Origin of the sequence: Pseudomethylobacillus aquaticus (assembly GCF_003730115.1) — a bacterium.
Lineage (GTDB): Bacteria > Pseudomonadota > Gammaproteobacteria > Burkholderiales > Methylophilaceae > Pseudomethylobacillus > Pseudomethylobacillus aquaticus.
In genome coordinates this window covers 196,004-221,718 of sequence record NZ_RJVP01000001.1, presented here as the reverse complement: position 1 = coordinate 221,718, position 25,715 = coordinate 196,004, and the positions used below count along the sequence as shown (strand labels likewise).

The 25,715-nt window shown below is 56.8% G+C and carries 23 protein-coding genes; 7 read left to right on the top strand and 16 right to left on the bottom strand.

Annotation, left to right across the window (positions count from 1 at the left end):
• From pstC to ED236_RS01015, 3 genes are all read right to left on the bottom strand, one after another.
• Positions 1-945: a phosphate ABC transporter permease subunit PstC gene (pstC, locus tag ED236_RS01025; RefSeq protein ID WP_193726045.1), complete on the bottom strand. Its 945-nt coding sequence runs from the start codon at positions 943-945 to the stop codon at positions 1-3.
• A gap of 84 nt (positions 946-1,029) precedes the next feature.
• Positions 1,030-2,031, bottom strand: coding sequence for a PstS family phosphate ABC transporter substrate-binding protein (locus ED236_RS01020; RefSeq protein WP_123236089.1), 1,002 nt, complete (start codon positions 2,029-2,031; stop codon positions 1,030-1,032).
• Positions 2,032-2,270: 239 nt separating this feature from the next.
• Complete coding sequence (locus ED236_RS01015) at positions 2,271-3,290, bottom strand: PstS family phosphate ABC transporter substrate-binding protein (RefSeq protein WP_123236559.1); 1,020 nt, start codon at positions 3,288-3,290, stop codon at positions 2,271-2,273.
• Between the two features lie 270 nt (positions 3,291-3,560).
• On the opposite strand from ED236_RS01015, the gene prfB reads away from it, so the two are divergent.
• Together prfB and lysS are read left to right on the top strand one after the other, a co-directional pair.
• A protein-coding gene (gene prfB / locus ED236_RS01010; RefSeq protein WP_123236088.1) for a peptide chain release factor 2 occupies positions 3,561-4,671 on the top strand; the annotation gives its coding sequence in 2 pieces (ribosomal slippage) (positions 3,561-3,641 and positions 3,643-4,671; 1,110 coding nt in all).
• The gene (gene lysS, locus ED236_RS01005; protein WP_123236087.1) at positions 4,668-6,191 is read left to right on the top strand and encodes a lysine--tRNA ligase; all 1,524 of its coding nucleotides are present in this window, start codon (positions 4,668-4,670) and stop codon (positions 6,189-6,191) included. Before prfB ends, lysS begins: the two co-directional genes overlap by 4 nt.
• Positions 6,192-6,203: 12 nt before the next feature.
• Here the strand turns inward: lysS and ED236_RS01000 are convergent, their stop codons facing one another.
• On the bottom strand, positions 6,204-6,416 hold the full coding sequence (locus tag ED236_RS01000; protein ID WP_123236086.1) for a hypothetical protein: 213 nt from the start codon (positions 6,414-6,416) through the stop codon (positions 6,204-6,206).
• Positions 6,417-6,758: 342 nt separating this feature from the next.
• On the opposite strand from ED236_RS01000, the gene ED236_RS00995 reads away from it, so the two are divergent.
• The 4 genes from ED236_RS00995 to ED236_RS00980 all read left to right on the top strand — a co-directional run bounded on the left by ED236_RS00995 (position 6,759) and on the right by ED236_RS00980 (position 13,320).
• Complete coding sequence (locus tag ED236_RS00995; RefSeq protein WP_123236085.1) at positions 6,759-7,172, top strand: hypothetical protein; 414 nt, start codon at positions 6,759-6,761, stop codon at positions 7,170-7,172.
• 71 nt (positions 7,173-7,243) lie between these two features.
• Positions 7,244-8,548, top strand: coding sequence for a TolC family protein (locus tag ED236_RS00990; RefSeq protein WP_123236084.1), 1,305 nt, complete (start codon positions 7,244-7,246; stop codon positions 8,546-8,548).
• Between the two features lie 3 nt (positions 8,549-8,551).
• Positions 8,552-10,123: an efflux RND transporter periplasmic adaptor subunit gene (locus tag ED236_RS00985; RefSeq protein ID WP_123236083.1), complete on the top strand. Its 1,572-nt coding sequence runs from the start codon at positions 8,552-8,554 to the stop codon at positions 10,121-10,123.
• A 77-nt stretch (positions 10,124-10,200) separates the two neighbouring features.
• Complete coding sequence (locus tag ED236_RS00980) at positions 10,201-13,320, top strand: efflux RND transporter permease subunit (protein WP_123236082.1); 3,120 nt, start codon at positions 10,201-10,203, stop codon at positions 13,318-13,320.
• Positions 13,321-13,460: 140 nt separating this feature from the next.
• Here the strand turns inward: ED236_RS00980 and ED236_RS00975 are convergent, their stop codons facing one another.
• The 4 genes from ED236_RS00975 to ED236_RS00960 all read right to left on the bottom strand — a co-directional run bounded on the left by ED236_RS00975 (position 13,461) and on the right by ED236_RS00960 (position 18,780).
• On the bottom strand, positions 13,461-13,775 hold the full coding sequence (locus ED236_RS00975) for a helix-turn-helix domain-containing protein (RefSeq protein WP_123236081.1): 315 nt from the start codon (positions 13,773-13,775) through the stop codon (positions 13,461-13,463).
• A gap of 108 nt (positions 13,776-13,883) precedes the next feature.
• Positions 13,884-14,570 carry a response regulator transcription factor gene (locus ED236_RS00970; protein WP_123236080.1) on the bottom strand — a complete coding sequence of 229 codons (687 nt, stop codon included), beginning with the start codon at positions 14,568-14,570 and terminating at the stop codon, positions 13,884-13,886.
• Positions 14,570-16,375: a sensor histidine kinase gene (locus ED236_RS00965; RefSeq protein ID WP_162299561.1), complete on the bottom strand. Its 1,806-nt coding sequence runs from the start codon at positions 16,373-16,375 to the stop codon at positions 14,570-14,572. Before ED236_RS00965 ends, ED236_RS00970 begins: the two co-directional genes overlap by 1 nt.
• An 83-nt stretch (positions 16,376-16,458) precedes the next feature.
• A complete protein-coding gene (locus ED236_RS00960) occupies positions 16,459-18,780 on the bottom strand; it encodes a TonB-dependent receptor (protein WP_162299560.1) in 2,322 nt (773 codons plus the stop codon).
• Positions 18,781-19,018: 238 nt separating this feature from the next.
• On the opposite strand from ED236_RS00960, the gene ED236_RS00955 reads away from it, so the two are divergent.
• Entirely contained in the window at positions 19,019-19,669 is a 651-nt protein-coding gene (locus ED236_RS00955; RefSeq protein WP_123236077.1) for a LuxR C-terminal-related transcriptional regulator, read from the top strand.
• Positions 19,670-19,769: 100 nt separating this feature from the next.
• Here ED236_RS00955 and ED236_RS00950 read toward each other — a convergent pair whose 3' ends face one another.
• The 8 genes from ED236_RS00950 to msrP all read right to left on the bottom strand — a co-directional run bounded on the left by ED236_RS00950 (position 19,770) and on the right by msrP (position 25,648).
• Positions 19,770-20,054 carry a hypothetical protein gene (locus ED236_RS00950; RefSeq protein WP_123236076.1) on the bottom strand — a complete coding sequence of 95 codons (285 nt, stop codon included), beginning with the start codon at positions 20,052-20,054 and terminating at the stop codon, positions 19,770-19,772.
• A 572-nt stretch (positions 20,055-20,626) separates the two neighbouring features.
• Positions 20,627-20,899, bottom strand: coding sequence for a helix-turn-helix domain-containing protein (locus ED236_RS00945; RefSeq protein ID WP_148042223.1), 273 nt, complete (start codon positions 20,897-20,899; stop codon positions 20,627-20,629).
• A gap of 543 nt (positions 20,900-21,442) precedes the next feature.
• The gene (locus ED236_RS00940; protein WP_162299559.1) at positions 21,443-21,868 is read right to left on the bottom strand and encodes a VC1465 family Xer recombination activation factor; all 426 of its coding nucleotides are present in this window, start codon (positions 21,866-21,868) and stop codon (positions 21,443-21,445) included.
• Between the two features lie 196 nt (positions 21,869-22,064).
• Positions 22,065-22,463 carry a hypothetical protein gene (locus tag ED236_RS00935; protein WP_123236073.1) on the bottom strand — a complete coding sequence of 133 codons (399 nt, stop codon included), beginning with the start codon at positions 22,461-22,463 and terminating at the stop codon, positions 22,065-22,067.
• Between the two features lie 104 nt (positions 22,464-22,567).
• Positions 22,568-23,242 carry a mechanosensitive ion channel family protein gene (locus ED236_RS00930; protein ID WP_123236072.1) on the bottom strand — a complete coding sequence of 225 codons (675 nt, stop codon included), beginning with the start codon at positions 23,240-23,242 and terminating at the stop codon, positions 22,568-22,570.
• Positions 23,243-23,461: 219 nt separating this feature from the next.
• Positions 23,462-23,956: an HvfX family Cu-binding RiPP maturation protein gene (locus ED236_RS00925; RefSeq protein WP_123236071.1), complete on the bottom strand. Its 495-nt coding sequence runs from the start codon at positions 23,954-23,956 to the stop codon at positions 23,462-23,464.
• Positions 23,957-24,011: 55 nt separating this feature from the next.
• Positions 24,012-24,668: a protein-methionine-sulfoxide reductase heme-binding subunit MsrQ gene (locus ED236_RS00920; RefSeq protein WP_123236070.1), complete on the bottom strand. Its 657-nt coding sequence runs from the start codon at positions 24,666-24,668 to the stop codon at positions 24,012-24,014.
• Positions 24,668-25,648 (bottom strand): protein-methionine-sulfoxide reductase catalytic subunit MsrP, encoded by a 981-nt coding sequence (gene msrP, locus ED236_RS00915; protein WP_123236069.1) that lies wholly within the window; start codon positions 25,646-25,648, stop codon positions 24,668-24,670. The genes ED236_RS00920 and msrP overlap by 1 nt, the downstream gene beginning before the upstream one ends.
• Between the last annotated feature and the right edge of the window lie 67 nt (positions 25,649-25,715).

The window sequence follows — 25,715 nt, the reverse complement described above, 5'->3', positions numbered from 1 at the left end:
TTAGTAGCTTTCACGGAATTTCTTGCGTGTTGCATGGCCAATCAGATTGAAGGCCAGCGTCATCAGCATCAGTACCAGACCAGCCGCGAAGATGCTCTGATAGCCGATGCTGCCGTGTGGCAGGTCACCCATGGCCACTTGCACGATGTAGGCGGTGATGGTGGCGGCGCCTTCCATCGGGTTGAAGGTCAGCGTAGGTTGTTGACCGGCGGCGATCGCCACCACCATGGTTTCGCCTACAGCACGCGAAATGGCCAGAATGTAGGCCGCCACGATGCCGGACACCGCTGCCGGGGTCACCACACGGAGGGCGGTCTGGAAGCGGGTGGCGCCCATGGCATAAGAACCTTCGCGCATGCTCATCGGCACGGCACGCATGGCGTCTTCAGCCAGCGAGGCGATATAAGGCACCACCATGATGCCGATCACGATGCCTGGCCCCAACATATTGAATGCAGGCAGGTTGGGCAGGAAGGTTTGCAACATCGGGGTCACGAACAGCAGGGCGAAGTAACCGAACACCACAGTAGGCACGCCGACCAGCAGTTCCAGGATGGGTTTGACGATCTCGCGGGTCTTGTGGGAAGCGAACTCCGACAGGTAGATCGCGCCTATGGTGCCGATCGGCACGGCAACCAGCAGCGCAATGAAGGAGGTGGTCAGCGTACCGGCCACCAGCGGCATGATGCCGTAATGGGCGTCTTCGAACAGCGGCGTCCATTGGGTATCGGTCAGAAAATCAACGATGGAAACATGCTCAAAGAAGGAAGCAGATTCGTATAACAGGATGGCGACGATGGCCAGTGTGGTGGCAACTGCCGACATGGCAGCAAGCATCAAGATGAACTCGATGACGCGTTCCTTGATGTTGCGCTTGATGTTCTTGGCAAAACGGGCACTGATGGGCAGGTCTGGAGTATCGAGCACTTGGGTGGCCATATTCATGTTTTTAACCCGGGCATTGTAACGGATTTAAGCGGGGCGTAGACAGCAGAGGGGCGCTTGCGCGCCCCTCAAACTTAGCCGAGATTACTTGATACGGGACAGCAGGTCTTCAACCTTGACGCCAACTTCAGCCACACCGCCGAAGCCGGTACCTGGTTTCAGTTCCTTCCAGTGCTTGATCACTGCGTCCTGGTCCTTCTGTGGCAGAGGCACATACTTCACCTCTTCGATCAGTGGCTTGGACTTGGTCAGATAGTAATCAACGAAGCCTTTGACATGCGGTTTGAACGCAGCAGCGGTGGCATTCACGTAGATGAAGATCGGGCGACCCAGTGGCTGATAGGTGCCGTTCTCGATGGATTCACGCGATGGCAGTACAGCTGGGCTACCCGCCTTTTCCACGATGGCAGCGGCTCTCAGCTTGTCCTTGTTTTCATCGTAGTAAGCGTAACCGAAGTAACCAATGGCATTCACGTCGCCTGCAACACCGTTCACCAGGACATTGTCATCTTCAGAAGCGGTGAAGTCACCACGGCTGGACTTGGCCTTGCCAACGATGGCTTCGGTGAAATAGTCGAACGTACCGGAGTCTGCGCCAGCACCGAACAGCTTCAGAGGCTGGTCAGGCCAGGCTGGGTTGACTTGCTTCCAGGTCTTGACCTTGCCTTGCGCTGCTGGCTCCCACATCTTCTTCAGTTCAGCAACACTCAGGGTCTTAGCGAACTCGTTCTTTGGGTTGATCACTACGGTCAGCGCATCAAATGCGATCGGCAGTTCGATGAATTGCACGCCGTTGGCCTTGCAGTCATCGATCTCTTTTTGCAGGATGGGGCGCGATGCGTTGGAGATGTCGGTCTCGCCACGGCAGAACTTCTTGAAGCCACCGCCGGTACCGGAGATGCCCACGGTCACCTTGGTCTTGGTAGCCTTTTGGTATTCTTCAGCAACGGCTTCAGTGATCGGGTATACGGTACTGGAGCCATCGACCTTGATGATTTTCTCAGGAGCGGCATGGCTGACTGGTGCAGCAAATGCAGCTGCAACAAATGCAGCGACACTCATGGACATAACAAATTTGGATTGCATTACAACCTCCGTCATTTAAGAAAATGGACTGCAGGCGCAGGTGGCGCCGCAACACGAGGTGAACTTTAATGACAGTCTGTGACGGTTTTGTGACAAACCTTGAGATAGCGTGAAATATCTGTGAAATAAACATGGCGCGCTGAAAATGAGAACGGCAGCGCCCTTGCATCAAGGACACTGCCGCTGACATTTGCCGGCTAGCGCGAGCTAGCGTGCCAGAGCTGCTTTCTAGGGCTGCTTTAGATGCGCTTCAGCAATTCCTGGATCTTGATGCCCACTTCCGGTACGCCACCAAAACCAGTACCCACTTTACCAGCCTGCCAATGCGCGACCACGGCATCCAGTTCCTGTTGCGGCAGCGGGATGAACTTTACTTCCTTGACCAGATCGGTGGCATTGTCGAGGTAGAAATCAACGAAGGCCTTGGCTTCCGGCTTGTCCTTGATGACAGCGGCTTTGACATACAGGAACAAGGGGCGTGACAGTGGCTGATAGCTGCCATCCATCACGCTTTTCTCGGAAGGCATCACCGCATCGGCATTCTCGGCACGACGGATGGGCACAGCCTTGACCATGTTCTTGTTCTCTTCATAGTAGGCAAATCCGAAGTAGCCCAGTGCGTTCACGTCGCCCGCCACGCCTTGCACCACCACATTGTCATCTTCGGATGCCGTGAAATCGCCACGGCTGGATTTGGCTTTGCCGACGATGGCTTCAGTGAAGTAATCGAAGGTACCGGAGTCCGAACCGGCACCGAACAGCTTGAGCGGCTTGTCCGGCCAGGCAGGGTTGACCTGGTTCCAGCTCTTGATCTGGTCCTGGGCGGAAGGCTGCCACATAGCTTTCAGCTCCTCTACGCTCAGGCTCTGTATAAAGGTATTGTCCGGGTTGATCACCACGGTGAGTGCATCATAGGCCACAGGCAGTTCCACATACTCGATACCGGCTTCCTTGCAGGCGGCGATCTCTTTGTCGAGGATAGGGCGTGATGCCTGGGTGATGTCGACCTCGCCACGGCAGAACTTTTTGAAGCCGCCGCCCGTGCCCGAGATCCCCACCGTGACGCGGATGCCGGATTCACGCTGGAACTCTTCGGCGATGGCTTCGGTGATCGGGAACACGGTGCTGGAGCCATCCACACGCACGATCTCGGTGGAGACCGCCGGGGCGTCGGAGGATTTGGAACAAGCGCTGATGCCGGTCAGCGCAGCCGCAATGAGAGTGAAGGTGAAGCCGATTTTACCAAGGCGTGAAGACATGCCCATCCTTTCAATATCCAAAATGCACGAGTGAAAAATCTTGCCTGGGCGGATCTGCCCAGCCTGATTAACGCCACTATTTGTAGTCATCCAAGCACGTTTGCAGGCCATCGAACTGACCATAGAACTTGCTGTTCAGGGCACAACAAAAGCCATTTTAACAAAATTGTCATGATCGCTGCTTTTGGCCGCAAGCAAGGGCCTAGGGCGGAAGCGCGCCAGGCGGTATAATTCCGCCTTTCAATCAAGTTACACGGACATTGTGTCAGCATGGAAGCCGAACAGTTAAATCAAATCGCCAATCGCCTCACCGACCTCGCCGAGCGCAGCCAGGCGCTACGGGGGTATCTTTGACTTCGACACCAAACAGCAACGTCTGGAAGAAGTCAGCCAGCTATTAGGTGACCCCAATGTCTGGAACGATAGCGAACGTTCGCAGAAACTAGGCAAGGAAAAACGTGAGCTGGAGCTCATCGTCGGCACCCTGATCGAGGTGGACAGTGGCTTGCGCGATAGCCGCGAACTGTTCGAGATGGCACGCGACGAGAACGACGACGACACGCTGCTCAGCGTGGACACTGACGGTGCAGCGCTGGAAGCCAAAGTGGCGCAGATGGAATTCCGCCGCATGTTCTCGCACCCCATGGACCCGAACAACTGTTTCATCGACATCCAGTCCGGTTCCGGCGGCACGGAAGCGCAGGACTGGGCCGGCATGCTGCTGCGCATGTACCTGAAATATTGTGAGAAACGCGGCTTCCAGGTGGAAGTGCTGGAAGAGTCCGAAGGTGATATCGCCGGCATCAAGGGCGCTTCACTCAAGGTCAGCGGCGATTATGCCTATGGTTTCTTGCGTACCGAGTCCGGCGTGCACCGCCTGGTGCGCAAATCGCCGTTCGACTCCGGCAACCGCCGTCATACCTCGTTCGCCAGCGTGTTCGTCTACCCGGAAGTGGATAACTCCATCGTGGTGGAGATCAACCCGGCCGATCTGCGTATCGACACCTACCGTGCCTCGGGCGCCGGTGGTCAGCACATCAACAAGACCGATTCCGCCGTGCGCATCACCCACATCCCCACCAACACTGTGGTGCAGTGCCAGAACGACCGTTCCCAGCACCGCAACAAGGACGAGGCGATGAACATGCTGAAAGCGCAGCTGTACGCGCTGGAGTTGCGCAAGCGCAACGAAGAGAAGCAGGCCATGGAAGACGCCAAGACCGACATCGGCTGGGGTCACCAGATTCGCAGCTATGTGCTGGACCAGTCGCGCATCAAGGACCTGCGTACCAATGTCGAGATCGGCAACACGCAGGGCGTGCTGGATGGCGATCTGGATCCATTTATTTCCGAGAGTTTGAAGCAGGGAGTGTCAGCGTGAGTGAACAACAAGCCGTCGTCGCCGTCGATGAAAACCATGTGATCGCCGAGCGGCGCGAAAAACTGCAGCTGATCCGTCAGCAGGCGGCCGAAGCCGGGAGTGCCGCATTCCCCAACGACTTCAAGCCTCAACATCAGGCCGCCGATCTGCATGCTGCTCATGGCGAAACCGAAACCGAGGCGCTGGAAGCCGGGAACGTGGCTGTGTCGCTGGCAGGCCGCATGATGCTGAAGCGCGTGATGGGCAAGGCCAGTTTCGCTACCGTGCAGGACCGCACTGGCCGTATCCAGCTATTCATTGCCCGCGATAATCTGGGCGAAACCCTGTACGACGCGTTCAAGAAGTGGGACATGGGCGATATCCTCGCCGCGCGAGGCACGCTGTTCAAGACCCGTACCGGCGAGCTGTCCATCAAGGTCACCGAGCTGCGCCTGCTGACCAAATCGCTGCGCCCGCTGCCAGAAAAGTTCCACGGCCTGGCTGATCAGGAGACCAAGTACCGCCAGCGTTATGTGGACCTGATCATGTCCGAAGAGACGCGTCAGACCTTTGTGGCGCGCAGCAAGGTGGTGGCCGCCATCCGCTCTTTCATGCTGGATAACGCCTTCCTGGAAGTGGAAACGCCTATGCTGCACCCCATCCCGGGTGGCGCATCGGCCAAGCCGTTCATTACGCATCACAACGCACTGGACATGCAGATGTTCATGCGCATTGCGCCCGAGCTGTATCTGAAGCGTCTGGTGGTGGGTGGTTTCGAGCGTGTGTTCGAGATCAACCGCAATTTCCGCAATGAAGGCCTGTCGGTCCGTCACAATCCGGAATTCACCATGATGGAGTTCTATGCGGCCTACACGGACTACAAATGGCTGATGGATTTCACCGAGCAGTGCATACGCACCGCAGCCATCGCCGCGCGTGGCACGGCGGTGCTGAGCTATCAGGGCCGTGCGCTGGACCTGAGCCAGCCGTTCCAGCGCCTGACCATCGTAGGCGCGATTCAGAAATACGCGCCGCACTACACGCTGGAGCAGCTGGGTGACGCCGCCTTCCTGCGCAGCGAGTTGAAAAAGTTTGGTGTGGAAGCCTTTGCGCACGCGGGGCTGGGTTCCTTACAGCTGTCGCTGTTCGAAGAAACGGCGGAAGCACAGTTGTGGGAACCGACCTATATCATCGATTACCCGGTAGAGGTGTCACCGCTGGCACGCGCGTCGGATAGCAATCCCGAGATCACCGAGCGCTTCGAGCTGTTCATCACCGGCCGCGAGATGGCGAACGGCTTCTCCGAACTAAACGATGCCGAAGATCAGGCAGCACGTTTCCAGGCGCAGGTGGCGGCGAAAGAGGCAGGCGATGACGAGGCGATGTATTACGACGCGGACTTTATCCGTGCGCTGGAATATGGCATGCCGCCCACTGGCGGCTGTGGCATCGGCATAGACCGTATCGTGATGCTGATCACCGACAGTGCCAGCATCCGCGACGTGATCCTGTTCCCGCACATGCGGCCGGAAGCCGGTTGATTGGCCTGAAGGCTAGTGAGATGGACGTTTCTGCAACCAGGCCTTGAGCATGCTGAAAAGCCACAGCAAGGCCTTGAAGGTGTTGGCGATAGGGATCAGGCTCCAGAACATATTGCCCAGGATCTGGCGGCAGGGCATGTTCTTGAAGCAACTGGTTTTGTAGATGGTGGCGAACGAGCATAGCCCCAGCGATACAAAATAGAAGATCAGAAATTTATATGGCACTTCGCGCTCCTGTTGAATTTCAACTTCTTAGTTATTGAATATGATGGATTAAATTCCAGATAACTGGATGGTTTCTTGATCGTCAGGCTGCAGCATCATAAGCCAACGACACGTGGATGCAACCTGTTTGGCATGCAATGGTCACATTGCATGACCGTCACCAGGATGTCACATGCACGACCGGGCGGCAGGTGTAGTATGTAAGTTGGTGCATAGGTCTGTTAAACAAGCCCTCATCGTGGATGTTGTTAATCAGGCCAGCCACTCAACATGAACAGTCAACCGGGGCTCAGCCAGGACTCAATTAGGACTCAATTAGGAGTATAGAACAGCGCAAACACCATGGCTTTACACCGTCATAAATCGCTGATGTGGATGATCGTACTGTGGTTTGCTTTATTGCAAACCATGGCACCGTTCATCCACGGCCATCTGGATCAGGCCCACCTCGGTATCGAGGAAGCGCATGAAGCGCATGGCCTGCATCTGCATGCCAGCGAGCATGACCATGGTTTCGACCAGCCCAGCGGACAGTTTCTGCATGAAGCCAGTCATGTGGTGCATACCATTGCCATTGCGCCCGGTATCAATAAAGAGCAGGACAGCCTCGTCGCCAGCCAGCTGGCACTGCTGTTCCTGATCGCCTTGCTGGTGCTGCTGACCAGCAGGCAGCGCGTCAATTCCTTCTACTCACGGGCTTTAGTCCCGCATTTCAAATGGCGGCTGGCACCGCCACGCGCACCACCCGCACGCTAACCTGAATACACCTTGATCGCACCCAGCCTCGCGCTGCTGTGCCTTGCATCATTGTTTTCCAGGAGAGCCTCATGCGTGCATCTTTTTTAATCACGCTATTACTGGCCAGCTTGTCGCTGCCTTTGTCAGTTCAAGCTGCCCAGCCTTATCAAACCACCATCAGCCATGCAGGCGATGCTCAGGCCCTGACCCTGTCAGACGCCATCGCACGCGCCATGCAGGCCAACCCGGAGCTGGCTGTCGCCAGTCGCGAGCGTGAAGCCATCACCGGCGTGCAGGTGCAGGCCGCCGTGCGCCCCAATCCTTCCATCTCGACCTTTGTGGAGGACACCCGCACTGCCACGCGCCAGACCACGGTGCAGATCAATCAGCCACTTGAGTTAGGTAACAAGCGTGCAGCGCGTATCAGCGCTGCTGACGCGCGCTACGACCTGGCGGCAGCTGAACTGGTACGCAAACGCAGCGACGTGCGCGCGGCAGTGATGGCAGCTTTCTATGAGGTGCTGGTAGCACAGGAACGCGAAACCTTGACCGCTTCCACGCTGGAGCTGGCACAAGGTGTACGTGACGCAGCCAGCAAGCGCGTGCAGGCAGGCAAGATCTCGCCTGTGGAGGAGACCAAATCCAGGCTGGCAGAATCCAATGTGCGCATCGAACTGGAGTTGGCGCGCAGCCAGCTGAATGCCAGCCGCAAGCGGCTGAGTGCCTTATGGGGGCAGGACACGCCTGACTACAGCCGTGTAGAGGGCGAGATTGAGCACCTGCCTGTGATTGCTGGGCTGGAAAGCCTGACGCGCCAGCTTGAGCAGGCGCCTGCCATTCAGCGCGCGCGCCTGGAGATCGAACAGCGCAATGCCGTGGTCGGGGTGGAGCGTAGCAAGCGCGTGCCTGACCTGACCCTGAGTGTGGGTGCGCGGCGTGATGAAGAGATGGGCTTGAACCAGGCGGTGCTGGGCCTATCCATCCCCATCCCGGTGTTCGACCGCAATCAGGGTAACCTGCAGGAGGCACTGATACGCACCGACAAGGCGCGCGATGAACTGCTGGCACTGCAAGTGCAGCAGACTGCTCTGCTGCAATCGGCTTATGAGCGCTACCTGGCGGCCCGGCAGGAAAGCACCACCTTGCAGGACGGTATCCTGCCTGATGCACGCCAGAACTACGATGCCGCTGTGCGCGGCTTCGAGTTCGGAAAATTCGGTTTTCTGGATGTGCTTGATGCGCAGCGCACCTTGTTCCAGGCCAGGTTCCAATACCTCAACGCATTGCAGCGTGCCCATCAGAGCATCGCCGAATTGACCGGCCTGCTGGGTGAGCTGCCCGCTAACGACTTAGCCGTCGTCGACCAGCCGGCACGCGTATCGCATCAGGAGTAAACCATGTCCACACATTCAAACCCAACTAACCGACTCAGCCAGCGTCAGTGGATCTGGCTGATCGCGGTGATCCTCACCGGCGCCGTACTGGCTATGCTACTGGCCAACAAGGCCGCACCACCTGTTGCGGACACCGGGCACCAGGACCATGCAGAGCACGGCGAGCATGATGCAGGGCCAGCCGAACTTCCGGGTAGTGATCATGCGCATGCGCCCGGCCCAACGCCACAAGCCAGAGGGCCGCATGCCGGCAAGCTGTTCAGCAAGGGCGATTACAGCCTGGAAGTGGTGATCTTCGAGCAGAATGTGCCACCGGAATTCCGCATCTACACCTATCTGAATGGCAAGCCACTGCCACCCCAGGACACCAGTCTGGCTGTAGTGCTGCAGCGTCTGGGCCGTGAGGCACAATCCATAAGTTTTGTAGCGGAAGGTGACTACCTCAAAGGCCAGGCCGTGATCGAGGAGCCACACTCGTTCGAGGTCACCCTGCACGCCAGCCACGCGGGCAAACATTATGACTTCCACTACACGCAGCTGGAAGGGCGCGTCAGCATTAGCGACAAGCAGTTGCAGAACAATGCCATCGAGGTGCTCAAGGCCGGCCCGGCGCGCATCAGCACCAACTTGCAGCTGATAGGCGAGATCAAGCTGGATGCAGACAAGACCGTGCACGTCGTGCCGCGCCTGAGCGGTGTGGTGGAATCGGTGGCGGTGAATGCAGGCGATAGCGTGCGCAAAGGTCAGGTACTGGCCGTGCTCTCCAGCCAGGCACTGGCGGACCAGCGCAGCGAACTGCTGGCAGCACAAAAGCGCCTGACGCTGGCACGCACCACCTTTCAACGCGAAAAAACCCTGTGGGAGGAGAAGATCTCCGCTGAACAGGATTACCTGCAGGCACGTAACGTGATGATGCAGGAAGAGATCGCCGTAGAAAGCGCCAGACAGAAGCTGCGTGCACTGGGTGCCGACGTGTCCGATAGCAGCAGCCAGTTGACCCGTTACACGCTGCGCGCGCCGCTGGATGGCATGGTCACCGACAAGCAGATCGCCGTGGGCCAGGTGGTCAGGGAAGACGCCAGCGTATTCGTGATCGCGGATCTGGGCAGCGTGTGGGCGGAAATGACGGTATACGCCAAGGACATCGACACGCTGGCACTGGGCCAGCAGGTGACGGTGCGCTCCAGTGCTACCGCTACCGAACAAGCCGGCAAGATCAGCTACATCGGCAGCCTGCTAGGCACCAGTTCGCGTACAGCCAGTGCCCGCGTGGTGCTGCCCAACCCGCAACGCGCCTGGCGCCCCGGCATGCCCGTCAACATGACGCTGGTGGCAGAGGAAAAGGAAGTGCCACTGGCGGTATCCGTGGAAGGCCTGCAGAGCCTGCGTGACTGGAAAGTGGTGTTCGTGCGCCACGGTGATGCCTTCGAGGCCAGACCCTTGCAACTGGGGCGTGCCGATGCCCGGCACGTGGAAGTGCTATCCGGCTTGCTACCGGGCGAAGCCTATGCCGCAGGCAACAGCTTTCTGATCAAGGCAGAGCTAGGGAAAGCAGGGGCCACGCATGATCACTGATCTTTATAAAAACAAATCAATCAATAGTTTGTTTTGTTTATGTCATGTAATGAATGACAATATCAACGGGGGTCGTCATGTTTGAGAGACTGATCCGCTTTTCCATAGACCAGGCCTGGCTGGTGATTATCGCTGTCGCTGGCCTGGCGGCACTCGGCCTGCTCAGTTATCAGCAGCTGCGCATCGATGCCGTGCCTGACATCACCAATGTGCAGGTACAGATCAACACACCTGCCCCAGGCTATTCGCCACTGGAATCCGAGCAGCGCATCACCTATCCGCTGGAAACGGTCATGGCCGGCCTGCCCAGGCTGGAACAGACGCGCTCCATCTCGCGTTATGGCTTGTCGCAGATCACCGTGGTGTTCAAAGAGGGTACGGACATCTATTTTGCGCGGCAGCTCATCAGCGAACGCCTGAATCAGGCAAGAGAGAAGCTGCCACCCGGCATCACCCCCATGCTGGGGCCTACGTCCACCGGACTGGGCGAGATCTATATGTGGACAGTTGAAGCCAGGGAGGGGGCACTCAAAGCCGATGGCACGCCGTATACGCCCACCGACCTGCGCGAGATCCAGGACTGGATCGTCAAACCACAGCTGCGCACCGTGCCCGGTGTCAACGAGATCAACACGGTGGGGGGCTACAGCAAGGAATATCAGGTGGCCCCCGATCTGCAGCAGTTGCGGGCACATGGCCTTGCACTCACGGATGTGGTGGAGGCACTGGAGCGCAACAATGCCAATGTCGGCGCTGGCTATATTGAAAAATCGGGGGAGCAGTACCTGATCCGCGTGCCCGGTCAATTGCGCAACACCACCGATATCGCCAATGTGGTGGTGGCCACGCGTCAGGGCGTGCCGCTGCGCATCAAGGATGTCGCCGTGGTCAGCATAGGCCATGAGTTACGTAGTGGCGCTGCCACCGAGAATGGTGGAGAAGTGGTGCTGGGCACGGTGTTCATGCTGATAGGCGAGAACAGCCGCCAGGTGTCGCGCGCGGTGGACCAGCGCATGCTGCAGATCAACCAGAGCCTGCCAGACGGGATCATGGTCAATACCGTCTATGACCGCACCACGCTGATCGACAAGGCCATCAACACGGTCAAGACCAACCTGATCGAGGGGGCTTTGCTGGTGGTCGCTGTGCTGTTCCTGTTCCTGGGCAATATGCGCGCTGCCCTTATCACCATGCTGGTGATCCCGCTGTCCATGCTGATGACCTTCACCGGCATGGTAGGCAACAAGGTCAGCGCCAACCTCATGAGCCTGGGGGCACTGGATTTTGGCATCATCATCGACGGTGCGGTGGTCATCGTCGAGAACTGCATACGTCGGCTGGCCCACGCCCAGCACCTGAACGGGCGTCTGCTGACAGGCAAAGAGCGTTTGCACGAGGTGTTCGAGGCGGCCAGAGAGGCGCGTCGGCCATTGTTGTTCGGCCAGCTCATCATCATGGTGGTCTACCTGCCCATCTTTGCGCTGAGCGGTGTGGAAGGCAAGATGTTCCACCCCATGGCGTTCACGGTGGTGGTGGCCCTGATCAGCGCCATGCTGCTGTCGGTGACCTTCATCCCGGCCGCCGTGGCGCTGTTCGTCACTGGCCGGGTCGAGGAGAAAGAAGGGCGGCTGATGCTGGCAGCGCGGCGGCTGTATGCGCCGGTGCTGGAATGGGCTTTGTTCAACAAAGCGCTGGTGCTCACCATCGCACTGGTGTGCCTGCTGCTGAGCAGCGTGATGGCGACGCGCATGGGCAGCGAGTTCGTGCCCAGCCTGGATGAGGGTGATATTGCCATGCACGCCTTGCGCATCCCTGGCACCAGCCTCACTCAGGCGGTCAGCATGCAGCTGGAGCTGGAACATATCATCAAGGAATTCCCGCAGGTGGACCGCATCTTTGCCAAGATCGGCACGGCCGAGATCGCCACCGACCCGGTGCCGCCCAGTGTGGCCGACAACTTCATCATGCTGAAACCGCGTAGCGAGTGGCCGGACCGCCATTTGCCCAAAGCCACGCTGATCGCACAGATGCAGCAGGCGCTGGCGCAGGTGCCTGGTAACAACTATGAGTTCACCCAGCCTATTCAGATGCGTTTCAACGAGCTGATCTCCGGTGTGCGCAGCGATGTGGCGGTCAAGGTGTTCGGTGACGACATCGCCCAGATGAACGACAGTGCCGAGCAGATCGGCAGTATCCTGCAAAGCATACCGGGCGCGCAGGACGTCAAGGTGGAGCAGACCACAGGCTTGCCCATCCTGTCGGTGGACATAGACCGCGACAAGATCGCACGGCTGGGAGTCAACATCAGCGAAGTGCAGCAGGCGGTGGCGACTGCACTGAACGGGCAGCCGACCGGCCAGCTGTTCGAGGGGGACCGCCGCTTCAATATCACCGTGCGTCTGGATGAACAGGTACGTGCCGATCTGGAGGCTTTGCGACAGTTGCCGGTGCGACTGGCCAGCAGCACCGAGAACGCTACGACCTATCTGCTGCTGGGTGAGATCGCTACACTGAATCTGGCCCCCGGCCCCAATCAGTTCAGCCGCGAGAACGGCAAGCGCCGCGTGGTGATCACCGCCAATGTACGTGAACGCGATATCGGCTCGTTCATCGCGGAAGCACAGCAACGCGTGCAAACCGAGGTCAAGCTGCCCTCAGGCTACTGGATCAGTTGGGGCGGCGTATTCGAGCAGCTGGCATCGGCCACTCAGCGGTTGCAGTGGGTGGTGCCCATCGCTTTTCTGCTGGTGTTCATGCTGCTGTATGCCATGTTCAACAACCTGCGCGACGGCATGATGGTGTTCACCGGTGTGCCATTCGCCATGACCGGCGGTGTATTGGCCTTGTGGCTGCGTGACATTCCACTGTCCATCTCGGCGGGTGTGGGCTTCATTGCCTTATCTGGCGTGGCGGTGTTGAACGGGTTGGTGATGATCAGCTTCATCCGCCAGTTGCGCGAGCAGGGCAGTGCGCTGGATGCTGCCATTGTCGATGGTGCGATGACGCGCTTGCGCCCGGTATTGATCACAGCACTGGTGGCGTCACTGGGCTTCGTGCCCATGGCCATCGCTACCGGTACGGGTGCAGAAGTGCAGCGTCCGCTGGCGACGGTGGTGATAGGGGGTATCTGGTCGTCTACCTTGCTGACCTTGCTGGTGTTGCCGGTGTTGTACCGACTGTTGCATCGTGACCGATGACAGCCCGCTTGTACGCGATAATGGACTGCCACATTGCATGCGGGGTCTGGCTGCTTTAAGGGGGTGGCCAGCCGTCTATAATCAGGTTTCAGTGACGGACTGACTGTATTAAAAACTTGGTATTGAAGAATGCTACATTTTCAATCGTGATGATGCTCACCGCGGCCTTGGTGCATGCGCTGCCAGGCAGACAGCGCCTGAATGCGGTTAAACACATTCAGTTTGTTAAGAATGTTCTGTACGTGGAATTTCACCGTGTTGTGACTGATGGCAAGGATGCTGGCGATCTCGCCGTTGGTCTTGCCTTCCGAGATCCATTCCATCACCTGTATTTCACGATCGGTCAGCGAGGAGGGCTGTGCGTTATTGGTGCCTGGGCGCTCTAGGATACGAGCATGTTGTTCATGCGCTGAAGAAAAGTGCATGCCTTGTTTGATCGAGATGGCAAAGTCCATGGATGTATCCCCCCATAAAATTCATTTATGCTCCATGAATTAATTTTCATGGTAGGTAGATACTAGCCCTGAGCTTCAGGACTTTTCCTTCAAAAGCCTACAGGCCATTCACAGGATATTGATGGTCACCCCCAGCTGATACCCCCAGCCTCTTAACGATTGTATGGAGCTCGCCGCATCCTGCAGCACTTCGTTGATCTTTTTACGCAGGCGTACGATTTGCACTTCAGCGCTGGCCTTGGGGTCTGCAAGTTCATCCAGTTCCAGTATCTCGATGATCTGCCAGCTTTCCAGGCGATGATCAGAGGCGCGTAGAAATGCCAGCAGCAGCGTCACTTCACGCGCCGTCAGTTTCACGGTGGCTTGCCCCTTGCTGAGGGTAAAGGTCTTGATGTCCAGCAGCAGGGATTGCGCGCTCGTCTCGGCGGGGATGACCCGCCGCATCAGCACATGGATGGCAGCCAGCAACTCCTGCTGCGAGGCGGGTTTGGTCAGGTAGATATCGGCACCGCATTCATAGCCGGCCAGACGATCAGCCTGCGAAACCCTGGCCGTCAGCATGATGATGCCGATGTTGGGGTGGGTGAGCCGTATCCTTCTCGATAATGAAATGCCATCTTCGCCAGGCAAGCCCACATCCGCGATCATCAAATCAAACGTGGCGGGCAAGCGGGTTTCTGCTACTTCCTCAGCGCATTCCACTGCAAGCACATGATGACCATGCGCTTGCAGGGTTTCGACGATGGAATCACGCAGGTCGGCATTATCCTCAACCACCAGAATATGAAACTTCATCAAACCACCGGGATGTGCAGGGTGAAGCGCACCTTGCCCGAGATGCAGGCGTAGGCGATGTGGATATTGAGCTTTTCGCACAGGCCTTTGACCAGATAAAGCCCCAGTCCGGAGCCCGTGACATCCCTGGCCGCCTGATTGCGATAATAACGCTCGAACATCTGGTCGGCGTCCGGTAGTCCGGCAGGCCCAGGCTCATTGATGACATGCAGAAACACCATTTTTTTGCCATCCAGCAGCTGCGGCTGTGCTTGCACACTGATCGATGACTGCGGCCGTGAATACTTGACGGCATTATCAAGCAGATTGCTGATCACGATGGAAAGCAACTGCCTGTCCGAATTGACTTTCAGTGCTTCATTTGCATCGACTTCAAAACGCTCGGGCGCCGATGACTGATCGACCAGGCCGCGCACCAGCATCGTCAGATCAAGATCACTACTGGAGACCTTGATCACATCCTGCTCCATCTGGTTGGACAAGCTACAACGTTCAATGATGCCGTTGATGCTTTGCAGCGCACGGTTGATGCGTCCACGCTTGCTGTCGTCCATGCTGACCCCATCCACCGTCAGGCGGGTGATGGCGATCGGCGTCTTGAGCTCATGGGTGAGCATGTCCATGAGCTGTTTGCGTTCTTCGGCTAGCCAGCGCTCCAGCTTGAGGGCCTGCTGTGAAAGCTGCAGATCGATATGGGCTGCAGCGGCTTTTTTGACCAGTGCCCGCGAGCGCAGCACCAGTGCAGCAAAGAACACGCACGCAGAAATGAACGCCTGTATGGGCGCGCCAAAAAAGATCATTTCGGTGTGTGAACCAAACCAGCCCAGATACGGTGTGGTGCTGACGAACAAGGTCGAACCAAGCAGCAGGTAGACCACGGTGGCCACGGCGCGACCGGGCGGTGCAGAGGCGCGCAGTGTCAGCGGGATCAGCATATACAGCACGGCAAGAAAGGTGATGTCCAGCACGTTGATCGTTAATGCAAGCTTGTAATTCCCCATCAGCAACAGGATGTTCAGGGGGATGGCCATGAACATGATCAGTTCCAAAGCACGCAATACGAAAGCACGTACCCGGAACGCTTTCAGAAACAGATAGTGCATGACCACACCTACCGAGGCTGTGGTGACAAAGATGATGGACGACAGACGGTCCGAAAGGTTGCTGTGAGGGATCAGCACGGCAAGATAGCCGGATAGCGCCAGGTTGTAGGCGATCAGAAAGATCTGGGTGAAGAAGAAGGCCAGATACACGGCCTCCCTGCGCACCATGAATTCCTTGAGAGCCCATAGGCTGACTGCAAAAATCAGCGACATCAAAAACAGGTGGGCCAGATTCATCAACGTTGATTTCTGGCCAGACTGGTTCTCCGTCAGTGCTTCCGCATATACCACCACGCTGCTGGTAGTGGCTACGCGCAGAAAGTAGGTGGTCTCTTCGGCGGGGCTGATCTTGAAATTGAGCGACAGTGTGGACACCGCCGGACGCTCCAGGAAGGGTGTACGGTCGCCCGAGGTTTGAATCAGCCAGCCTGAGCTGTCACGGGCTGGCGTATACAGGCGCACTTCATCCAGAAACGTGGGGCGTATGCGTAGAATCAGCAGCTGGTCAGGGACAGTGGGCTTGACCACCACCTTCAGCCAGTACACGGAAGGGCTGTAACCCTTGGATACCAGCCTGCCTTCCGGCTTGAAGGTCTGGCCAGCGACATCCTCGATGGTGAAACTACCCTTGGGGTCTTCAAGGCTGCTCATGCTGACGATGTGGTTCTCCATCGCCTGCACGGCGCCCGCAACCGTCATCATCAAAAAACACCAGACAAACAGCCAGGCAAGCTGACTGTAACGTGACTTCACCGGCTGTTGGTCGGGCAGGCTAGGCAATCGCATCAAAAGTCCATTCTCACGGTAATGCCAGCGGTACGCGGGGGGCCGGCTGAGGCAAAGTAACTGTTATAGGTAGAGGTAAGGCCCTGGAAGTAGCGTTCATCCAGTGCGTTTCTGATCCACAGGGCGATATCCCAATGCTGCCGGCCATCGGTTAACTTGAACCCGGTGGTCAAATTCAGCAGGCCATAGGATGGGATCCTGGAAAATGACGAGTTAGTGACATCACCAAAACTCTCGGAACGCCAGGCATAGTGCAGGTTGGTGTAGTGTTCAACGCCATCCACAGGCCGCCACTGATGACGGATCGAGGTATTGGAGGTCCAGCGCGGTGCGCCATTGACCTGATTGCCACGTACGGATTTATTGCCTGCTCCGAATCCGGTAGTGAATTCCTCAAAAGGGGTAGGGGCGGTGCCGTTATCGAAGCTGGCGTCCGTGTAGGCCAGGCTGCCTTGCAGGCTCCAGTGCCGGTCAGGATAAAAGCGGAACTCGGTTTCCAGGCCTTTGCTGGTGATATCACCTACATTGGTCAGTCGCGGTATGAACACATCACTGACGATGGCCTGATAATCCCTCACCTTGGTGAGAAACAGATTGGCGTCCACATACAGTCGCTGGTCGAGGAAATTGGATTTGATGCCGATGTCGATGTTGCGGGCACGTTCCGGATCGATGGTGATGGCATCAGGCCCACCCGTGATCGCGGGCGATACCAGGCTGTTCAGGTTGAAGCCACCGCTTTTGGTTGAAGCCGAAAAATTCATGTAGGCCAGTGTGTCCTCGGACAAGTGGTAGCTGGGACTGATGTTCCAGGCGAGACTTTTTTCCGAAGTGGTGAGTTTACCGCTATCGAAGTCACCCAGAATGAAAGAGAACGGGAACACGTTGTTGAGCGGGTCGCCCACGGCTTTGTTCTGAATGACGCGTGCTTCTTTGCGCTCCCGGCTTTCACGCAAGCCTACCGTCAGATCCAGTTCCGGGCGCAGATGCCAGGTTGCGCTGCCGAACAGGGCATACAGGCGGCTTTCCTGAGTGCCAGTGCCCGCGATCGAGGAGTTGTTGGGCGTGGAGTTGATGGCCAGTGAGTAAGGGCCGGATGTATACGCCTGACGGCTGGTGGTGTCCTGGTCCAGCGCGTAGGCACCGATCACATAATCGAACACCTTGCTGACCGGCGAAGCCAGCCTGATCTCCTGAGAACGCTGGTAGTGGTCTACCCCGAAGCCGCCACGCAATACATCCAGATCGGAGAAGTCCAGATCGTTCTGCGGCTTGAAGTGCCAGTCGCGCCAGGCTGTCACCGAGGTCAGCTTGTAGCCGTTGATATCCCGGTTCATTTCCAGTGTGAGTGCGTTCTGATCCACCTTGACACGCTGGTCGTCGTTGAAACTGACCTTGTAATCTTCCGGGTCGGTGATGACGTTTTTAGCACCCGGCATCCCGGCGATGACAGGGCGACGCAAAAAGTCGGCATAGCTTACCGGGGCGGCAGGCGTGCCACGCCAGGGAGCGTAGCCGTAAGGCACCAGCGTGCCTGTACTGGAATCCTCTTCGTTGCGTTCGACGATCAAACGAAACTCTGTCAGGTGGTCAGGTTGGACCAGCAACTGCCCGCGTATGCCTTTGCGGTTGATCTCGTTGAGTTGTTTGCCATTGAAGATATTTTTGATCCAGCCGTCATCATGGGTGTCATAAGCTGAAATACGCAGCGCAGCCACCTCGTTGAGTGGTTGGTTGAGCATGGCCTTGAACTGGCGAAAATCGCGGCTGCCAAACGAGGCTTCCAGCGAGCTTTCCGCTTCGAAACTGGGTTTGTTGGTGACGATATTGAGCACGCCCGCCGTGGTGTTCTTGCCAAACAAGCTGCCTTGCGGGCCACGATAAAGCTCTATTTTCTTTACATCGAACAGGTCAAATGCTGCCATGCCGGGCCGGCTAAGATAGACATTGTCGAGAAAGATACCCACGCTGCCCTCCAGGCCTTCATTAGGCAGATTGTTACCGATGCCGCGTATCGACAAGCTGGATTGACGGGCATGCAGGAACTGCGAGGTCACATTGGTGAACACCTGTTCCAGATCCTGGATCTGATATTGCCGCTCGGTTTCAAGACGGGACTGCTCGACCACACTGACCGGTAGCGGGGCCTGCTGAGCCGGTTCTTCGCGGCGACGTGCAGTGACCACCACGGGCGGGATGCTGATATTGCTTGCTTGCCTGCTGTTAGCCGCAGCAGCGGGCTGGTCTTTAACCGGCTCCTGTGCTTCGTCAGCATGACTGACGCTCCACGTAAGCAGGACACCCCAAAAAACAGCACACATCAATCGCATGATTATTCACTTATTGTTGTTTTACCGCCACGTATGCCAAGCACTCATCAGCTTGAACCTGTCCTATGGATATAGGTACGCAACAAGATGCAGATAAGCAATTTTCAAACCGTTTATTACCTACCCACTAGGGTGGTTCCCTGCAAGTACGGATGATGATGAAATGCAGCATCCAATAGGCTAAGAGGCGAAAACGCTTGCTACTCGTATTCAGCCACAGCGCACCAAGATGAAAAAACCCAACATAGGCCTATATCATTCCCAACCCGCAATGCTGGCAGGGTTATATACGTGGATCAACAGTGCAAGGATTCATTGCACTGTCAGTGCAATCAGCATACCCAAGCTTCTTGCCGAACTACAAGACAATCCCCTGGACATCCTGTTGATGGAGTACCAGCAGCCTGCTTTCTTTGAGGCGCTGCCATTACTGCGCCAATACTCGAATGCCAAGGTTTTGATCATGCCCAAACAGCAGGACTATTTCAAGCTCGACGAGTCGCTAGCCGGAGTGGTTTATGGTGTCATCAACCCGCACACGGATCAAAAGACCCTGCTGGAGGCGATAGCGCGCGTTGCAAAGGGTGAATACTGGTTTGATCGTGACAACATTGCCTCCATGCTGGATAGCATGAGCGAGCGAGGGGTCGCCGAAAAAAGCCTGTACCGTCAGTACCTGACACTGACGCGCAAAGAACGTGATGTGGTGAAGACACTGCACCTGAATGCAGAGCATGAACTGGGAGAGATTGCGGCACGCATGACCATCTCGGAGAACACCTTGCGCAATCACCTGCGCTCCATCTATTCAAAAATGAATGTGCGTAATCGCCTTGGGCTATACAAAGTGGCCGGCCGCATTGCCAGCTTCATAGAGTGATCTCTCGGTCACCCCAGGGTGACAGCGCTAATTCGCCAATATTCCGAAACATCTAAACGCGCGCTAAGAGCTGGAAGGCCAGGTTATGTATCCACGCGCCTTAAAGACTATCCGATCTTGACTTATCCAGCAGGCAAGGATGTTGCCACATAGGCTGATGCTCGTCGTCGCAGGTGAACAGCATGACGATCCAGACGATCAGATTCCCTCCAATGAGCAGCCCAACAAAGAAGTAAATATCGATGATGTTGATGTTTCCAGCTTTTAACCTGGCATTGATCACATCGACGATGAAAGCATAGGTTTTGCCTGTGGCCAAAAACATGAGCACGCAGACCGTGAAGAATAGCGAACCTTCCAGAAGCATTTCGCGCTTGTCTTTCATATCAGCCACCAGATATGGCTGTTAACAGCCATTCCTTGAGTAAGTTAGCCACAAAGCTCGCATTGCATGTAAACAGCAATAATCATGCGTGGCCATGTTCATTAAGGAGAGCAGCCAGTTCCGGTGTGGTCGCATTCGCGTCTTTATTGTCTGTACTGGAGGATCAGAGTTGAAAAACCGAAGGGAGCAAGACGGCGGCAGTTGTACCGTCGAATCCATAAAGAAAAACTCCGACTAGTTGATCTGGACTGTGCCAGGAACTAGCCGGAGCTGTATGCAGGTATATGGCGACCTACAGGGAGTCAGATGGGGCAAGGATGCAGGAACAGATTATGAACCCAAGCCCACAGTTGAGCCTTAACTTTTTTAGCCTTTGACTTCGCATAATGTATACGGGTTCAAGTCTGCGAAGGCATGGCTTCTGCTAGTCTCTGATAGATAAAAACTATGCAGTATCGGTGCTGAAATGATTTCCGGTCTCCTTTTCATCATAGATTAAAACTATTCCGTCATTCAACAAATTTGAACGACTGCCACACACCACGAAACACCCCTTTTGCCAGCCGCATCATTTAAGACGTTTTAAGGCGCTTTTTCGCATCAGGGGAGGCTGACCCCTTACCGCCAACCGTTCGAGGCGTTGGCGGCGCGTAAATGTGCCGTATCGGGAACTTGTGCAGGTCTGGCCCCCGTTTGCCCGGAATCACTTCCAGCGGGTACATCACCATCCACACCTTGCGCTGGTTCTTGTAACCAATGAGCCGACCTTGCGCGAGCAGGGCACGCACACGGCGCGGCGACACCCCTAACGACTTGGCCGCCTTCGATACTTCAACCAGCAACATAAACACCCCCAAAACCCATTAACACCATGCGGAACAGTTTTGAACGCCTGAAACTGCCTGTAAACCGCGCCATTGCTCACTTTTGACCTGATGCATGGCGCTAACCCGTTAGCGTTTGTACGCGTGTTACATAGCACGCGTACACCCTGCAAACACCCCCGAAACAGCCAGCCTGCACCTGCCTTGACTCCCCTAAAAACACGCGGAACAGTTTTGACGGTGCAAATCTGGCGCTAAGCCGCGCCACGACTGGAAACTGCACTAAAGACAGAGTCTCACCCATGAGACTAAGTCCGGGTGTTACATAGCACCCGGACAGCCTCGAACAGCGCTTTTTCGTCAGGCCATCCCGTGCCGCGGACACCGTCCGTCCGCCAGCGCTAGGCGCTGTGCAGGCGGCGGCATCCGGCAGCACGTTAAAGACCGCTTGCAGGGCGCGTGGTCGATGGGTCTGCCGGGGCATGGCGGCCGCTCGCGGCAAGCATGGGGTGTGCTTCACCTGCACCCCGTCTCTATCAGGGGCAAAGCCCCCGATACCCCCCGTCACTTCACCAACCGCAACGTTGAAGGCGGGGAGAGGGCGGCAGCCTCCCGGGCTTGGCTTCTGGCCGCTTGTTCTGCCAAGCGCTGCTCTTGCCAGTTGCGCGCCATCGCAAAGGTCAACCACATCCAGCCCAGCTCCTTGGCGGTAAACGTGCGCCCGCCAGGTGAGGTCAGGTGTTCGCCGTGCAACTGCCAGCCTGCCCATGCGTCCCCTGGCAGCGCGTAGCCCGTCAGGATCCGCAGCAGCTTGAAGGCGGCATAGGGGACCGGGTGACGGCCTTGCTCCCAGAGCCGGACAGTGCGTTCGGTTACATGCAGCAGACATGCGGCCTCCGTCTGGGTGAGCCCGGCCAGTAAGCGGGTTTGTCGGAATCGTTCATAGTCAATCGGCTTGTAAGGTTTTCGTTTGTAGCGGCGCTTTACCAATGCCCCGCCGGCACTAACTTGGCGGGCGGGTATATCCACCACTTACGGGTTAGGGGATGCTTGCGCGCGCCTGTGATGCGCCCTTGGCGGCAGAGACGTTGAACGGCGGCTTCGGAGAGGCCAGAGCGGCGAGCAAAAGTAGCAGCAGAAACGCCTTGCAGGTGGGCGGGGACGGTTTCATGTCGGCAATGAAGGCTCATAATTGCATTCCTTGCCGTTGCTCGTTCAGGTGGCCGTGGATGAGTTCGAGCACTTCTTCATCGTAGTCCATGCCGGGCGGCATGAAGACGCTGTTTAGCGCGGACAGGTGCTTTTCCCGTTCGTCCATGTAGGCATTGAACAGGCGGTCAGACGTGAAGCCCAGGTCATGATCGAGGAAATGGCGCGTGTCATCGCGCAGCCGTGACGGGTCGAAGCGGATCGAGTAAAAGGTGCATGCCTCGTGAACAATGCGCAGCAAGTCCGGCAATTGCTCGGCCTTGCTGGCCATATTGTCAAACGCATGGAGGGTAATCAGACACAGCTTGAGCTGGTCGGGAGTGAGGCTAACGGTGATTGCATCGGTGATGCGGGTTTGCTTGATCGTTTCTTGCATGTTCAGGTGCTCCTGAAAAATGCAGAAACCATGCAAGGGCGCGTTAAAACTATACCGCGTTAACGCGCCCTTGACTTCGCATAATGTATATTATGTAAAGTAAACTATTTCTTGATGCGGTCTTGCAGCGTATCGATCTGCTTGGCTGCCCATTCCTTCCCGCCCAGACCGAATGCAATCGCCAGTGCCAGAAACACCGCGCCGAAGGCAATGATGAACATGGCGGTCAGCAAGTGCGTGCCGATATCCAGTTGCTCCAGCGCCACGAAGATGGCGAAGATCTGAACACCGTATTCTGCCGAGGTACTGATGGCCAGCGCCCCTTCGATCTTGATGCCATGCAGCCAGGCAAAGATCAGGCGGTTGATGAAGCGTGCGAACAAGGTACCGAAGATCAGCACGATGATGGCCAAGATGATCTTGGGCAGATAGTTAGCCAGGTTGTTGAGCATGCTGGCGATCTCGTTGAGACCCAGCGTATTGGCACCCGTGGTAACAAACAGCAGGATGACCAGCCAATAGATTACCAGGCTGATGATGTCGCTCAGCGTCAGGTCAAAGCCACCGTGGCGCAGGAAGGCTTCCAGCCCGGATCGTTCGGCAAACTGGTCGAAGCGTGTGAGAACCAGCACCCGTTTGGTGATCAGGCAGGCGATCTTGGCGCATATCCAGCCGAACAGCACGATGAGGATAACGGCAAGAAACTTCGGGAAGAACATGACCACTTCTTGCCAGAACAGATTCAACGATGACAGGAATACATCGATTTGATATTGCATTGTGACCTCCTTGTTTGATGATGCGGCACCGGCGTAGCGTTTGATACCGGCTTGCTATCGTGCGTTGCACCGGTACATTCTGGCGCAAATACCATCATCGCGCAAACAAGTTAGTCTGTTTAGTTAAAGTGATACGTTAGACTGGGGGGCTAAGGTTATGTCCCCAGTCTTTTTACTTTGTTAGGCCTGTTAGCTATTGAGGCTCTTGCATGCCAAGGTTCAGCGTTTGTAGAGCTTGCTGAGCAGGTGATCCAGGCTTAACTTGCCCGCACCGCCGAACAGCAATGGCAGCAGCATGATGAGGTACAGCAATGGCAGCTTGAAGTTGCCGGAACCATCTTCCCCGATGATGCGGTAGCCGTTCCACAGCTCAGCCAGGGTATCCCACTGGGCTGGCATGTGCACAGTCAAGGCCGCCACGATGGTGAGGATAATCAGGGACAAGCTGAAGAAGCGTGTGGCCAGGCCCACGATCAAGGCCCCTGCCCCGATCAGCTCGAACCAGGTGGCGATCGCCCAGTTGAAGTCAGCGGGCAGGATATTGAACGGGAACGGGAAGACGATATCAGCGAACCAGTTCTCGCCATGCAGTTTTTCCAACCCGGCTTCGCCAAACTCCCATGCCAGGATCAAGCGCAACAGCAGCGGCGGTAGGATGGGTGCGATGCGGTCCAGCATATTGAGTAAAGTGACATAGCTGCGCGTAAGTGTCATGGTGATCCCCTTTTTGTGTTGTTTTGTAGGTTGTTATTGTTTCTGCAGCAACGCGTCAGCCAGCTTTCGGCATCCTCGTTGGCAGCGGCTTTCTGGAAGCTGCCTGGCTTGCAGGCCGATAGCGGTACCACAGTCGCACGCCCAGTAGCGCGGCCAGCACCAGCACATAGACCAGCGGCTCGCTTACATCTTTCTTGACCAGCCACCAGAAGTGCAACACACCCAGGATGGCGATCGGGTAAACCAGCAGGTGCAGGGTCTTCCAGCGGGTCTTCAGACGCCGGATCATGGCAGAGTTGGAGGTGGCCGCCAGCGGGATGGACAATACAAAGGAAGTAAAGCCGACCAGCACATAGGGATGCTCGGCGATGTCCTTGCCTATCGCCATCAGGTCGAACCAGTGATCCAGCCACAGATAGATGCTGAAATGCAGCAAGGCGTAAAAGAACATGAACAGACCCAGCATGCGCCGCAACTGCACCGGCCAGGCCACACCGGTCAGCATGCGCAGCGGCGTGATGCTTAGCGTCAGCATCAACATCACCAGCGCCCAGGTACCGGTGGAACGGGTGATGAACTCGATCGGGTTGGCCGTTAGCGCATCGTGCATGCCCAGCCAGATCAGCCGCGCCAATGGCAGCAGGGCCAGCAGGAACAGCACGCGCTTGATCCAGCTAAGCTGCAGGCTGCTGGGTTTGAATGGCGCCGCCATCAGAAATTCTTGCGCAGGTCCATGCCGGTATACAGGCTGGCCACCTGGTCGGCATAGCCGTTGAACATCTGTGTCTTGATGCGTGGCGAGAACAGCCCGCCACCGATGCGCCGCTCTGTGGACTGGGTCCAGCGCGGGTGGTCCACCGTGGGGTTCACATTGGCATAGAAACCGTATTCTGTCGGGCCAGAACGCACCCAGGTGGTCAGCGGCATCTTGTCGGTGAAACGGATCTTGACGATGGATTTGCCGCCCTTGAAACCATATTTCCACGGCACCACCAGGCGCATGGGTGCGCCGTTCTGGTTGGGCAGCACTTCACCATACAGGCCCACTGCCATGATGGTGAGCGGGTTCATGGCTTCATCCATACGCAGGCCTTCCACATACGGCCAATCCAGGATGGGCGCCCTCACCCCTGGCATCATCTTGGGGTCGGCCAGGGAGATGAATTCCACATATTTGGCTTTGCCGGTGGGTTCGGCATATTTGATCAGGCTTGCCAGTGGCAGGCCTATCCAGGGGATCACCATGGACCAGCCTTCCACGCAGCGCATGCGGTAGATGCGTTCTTCCAGCGGCGCGATCTTGAAGATGTCGTCAATGGACAAGGTCCTGGGCTTGCTAACCTCGCCTTCTATGCTCACCGTCCAGGGACGCGGCTTGAACAGGCGCGATTGCGGCTTGGGGTCGCTCTTGCCGGTGCCGAACTCATAGAAGTTGTTATAGCTGGTGACATCCTCATATGGCGTCAGGGTCTCACCTGCGCCATATGGGGTCTTTTTGAAATCACTGATCTTTTGCAGCCCGCTTGCCGGGCTGTTGGCTTCTGCGCGCGTGCTGTTCATCAGGCCGGCACTGGCCAGCGCAGCACCGATAGCGCCCAACCCGGCTGCCTTGATGAATTCCCTGCGCTGCTCGAACACCTCGCGTGGCGTGATCTCCGATGCGAGGATGTCCGGTTTCTTGCTGATCCACATGATGTCTGACTCCAGGTTACCGCGGTGACTATAACGCTTGGTCGCAGACAACACGCGAACCTTACAT

What these genes read in the sequence shown, in the direction of transcription:
- pstC (WP_193726045.1), bottom strand. Translation starts at nt 945, where the DNA reads ATGAATATGGCCACCCAAGTGCTCGATACTCCAGACCTGCCCATCAGT.
- ED236_RS01020 (WP_123236089.1), bottom strand. Translation starts at nt 2,031, where the DNA reads ATGCAATCCAAATTTGTTATGTCCATGAGTGTCGCTGCATTTGTTGCA.
- ED236_RS01015 (WP_123236559.1), bottom strand. Translation starts at nt 3,290, where the DNA reads ATGTCTTCACGCCTTGGTAAAATCGGCTTCACCTTCACTCTCATTGCG.
- ED236_RS00995 (WP_123236085.1), top strand. Translation starts at nt 6,759, where the DNA reads ATGGCTTTACACCGTCATAAATCGCTGATGTGGATGATCGTACTGTGG.
- ED236_RS00990 (WP_123236084.1), top strand. Translation starts at nt 7,244, where the DNA reads ATGCGTGCATCTTTTTTAATCACGCTATTACTGGCCAGCTTGTCGCTG.
- ED236_RS00985 (WP_123236083.1), top strand. Translation starts at nt 8,552, where the DNA reads ATGTCCACACATTCAAACCCAACTAACCGACTCAGCCAGCGTCAGTGG.
- ED236_RS00980 (WP_123236082.1), top strand. Translation starts at nt 10,201, where the DNA reads ATGTTTGAGAGACTGATCCGCTTTTCCATAGACCAGGCCTGGCTGGTG.
- ED236_RS00975 (WP_123236081.1), bottom strand. Translation starts at nt 13,775, where the DNA reads ATGGACTTTGCCATCTCGATCAAACAAGGCATGCACTTTTCTTCAGCG.
- ED236_RS00970 (WP_123236080.1), bottom strand. Translation starts at nt 14,570, where the DNA reads ATGAAGTTTCATATTCTGGTGGTTGAGGATAATGCCGACCTGCGTGAT.
- ED236_RS00965 (WP_162299561.1), bottom strand. Translation starts at nt 16,375, where the DNA reads ATGATGACGGTTGCGGGCGCCGTGCAGGCGATGGAGAACCACATCGTC.
- ED236_RS00960 (WP_162299560.1), bottom strand. Translation starts at nt 18,780, where the DNA reads ATGTGTGCTGTTTTTTGGGGTGTCCTGCTTACGTGGAGCGTCAGTCAT.
- ED236_RS00955 (WP_123236077.1), top strand. Translation starts at nt 19,019, where the DNA reads ATGAAAAAACCCAACATAGGCCTATATCATTCCCAACCCGCAATGCTG.
- ED236_RS00950 (WP_123236076.1), bottom strand. Translation starts at nt 20,054, where the DNA reads ATGAAAGACAAGCGCGAAATGCTTCTGGAAGGTTCGCTATTCTTCACG.
- ED236_RS00945 (WP_148042223.1), bottom strand. Translation starts at nt 20,899, where the DNA reads ATGTTGCTGGTTGAAGTATCGAAGGCGGCCAAGTCGTTAGGGGTGTCG.
- ED236_RS00935 (WP_123236073.1), bottom strand. Translation starts at nt 22,463, where the DNA reads ATGCAAGAAACGATCAAGCAAACCCGCATCACCGATGCAATCACCGTT.
- ED236_RS00930 (WP_123236072.1), bottom strand. Translation starts at nt 23,242, where the DNA reads ATGCAATATCAAATCGATGTATTCCTGTCATCGTTGAATCTGTTCTGG.
- ED236_RS00925 (WP_123236071.1), bottom strand. Translation starts at nt 23,956, where the DNA reads ATGACACTTACGCGCAGCTATGTCACTTTACTCAATATGCTGGACCGC.
- ED236_RS00920 (WP_123236070.1), bottom strand. Translation starts at nt 24,668, where the DNA reads ATGGCGGCGCCATTCAAACCCAGCAGCCTGCAGCTTAGCTGGATCAAG.
- msrP (WP_123236069.1), bottom strand. Translation starts at nt 25,648, where the DNA reads ATGTGGATCAGCAAGAAACCGGACATCCTCGCATCGGAGATCACGCCA.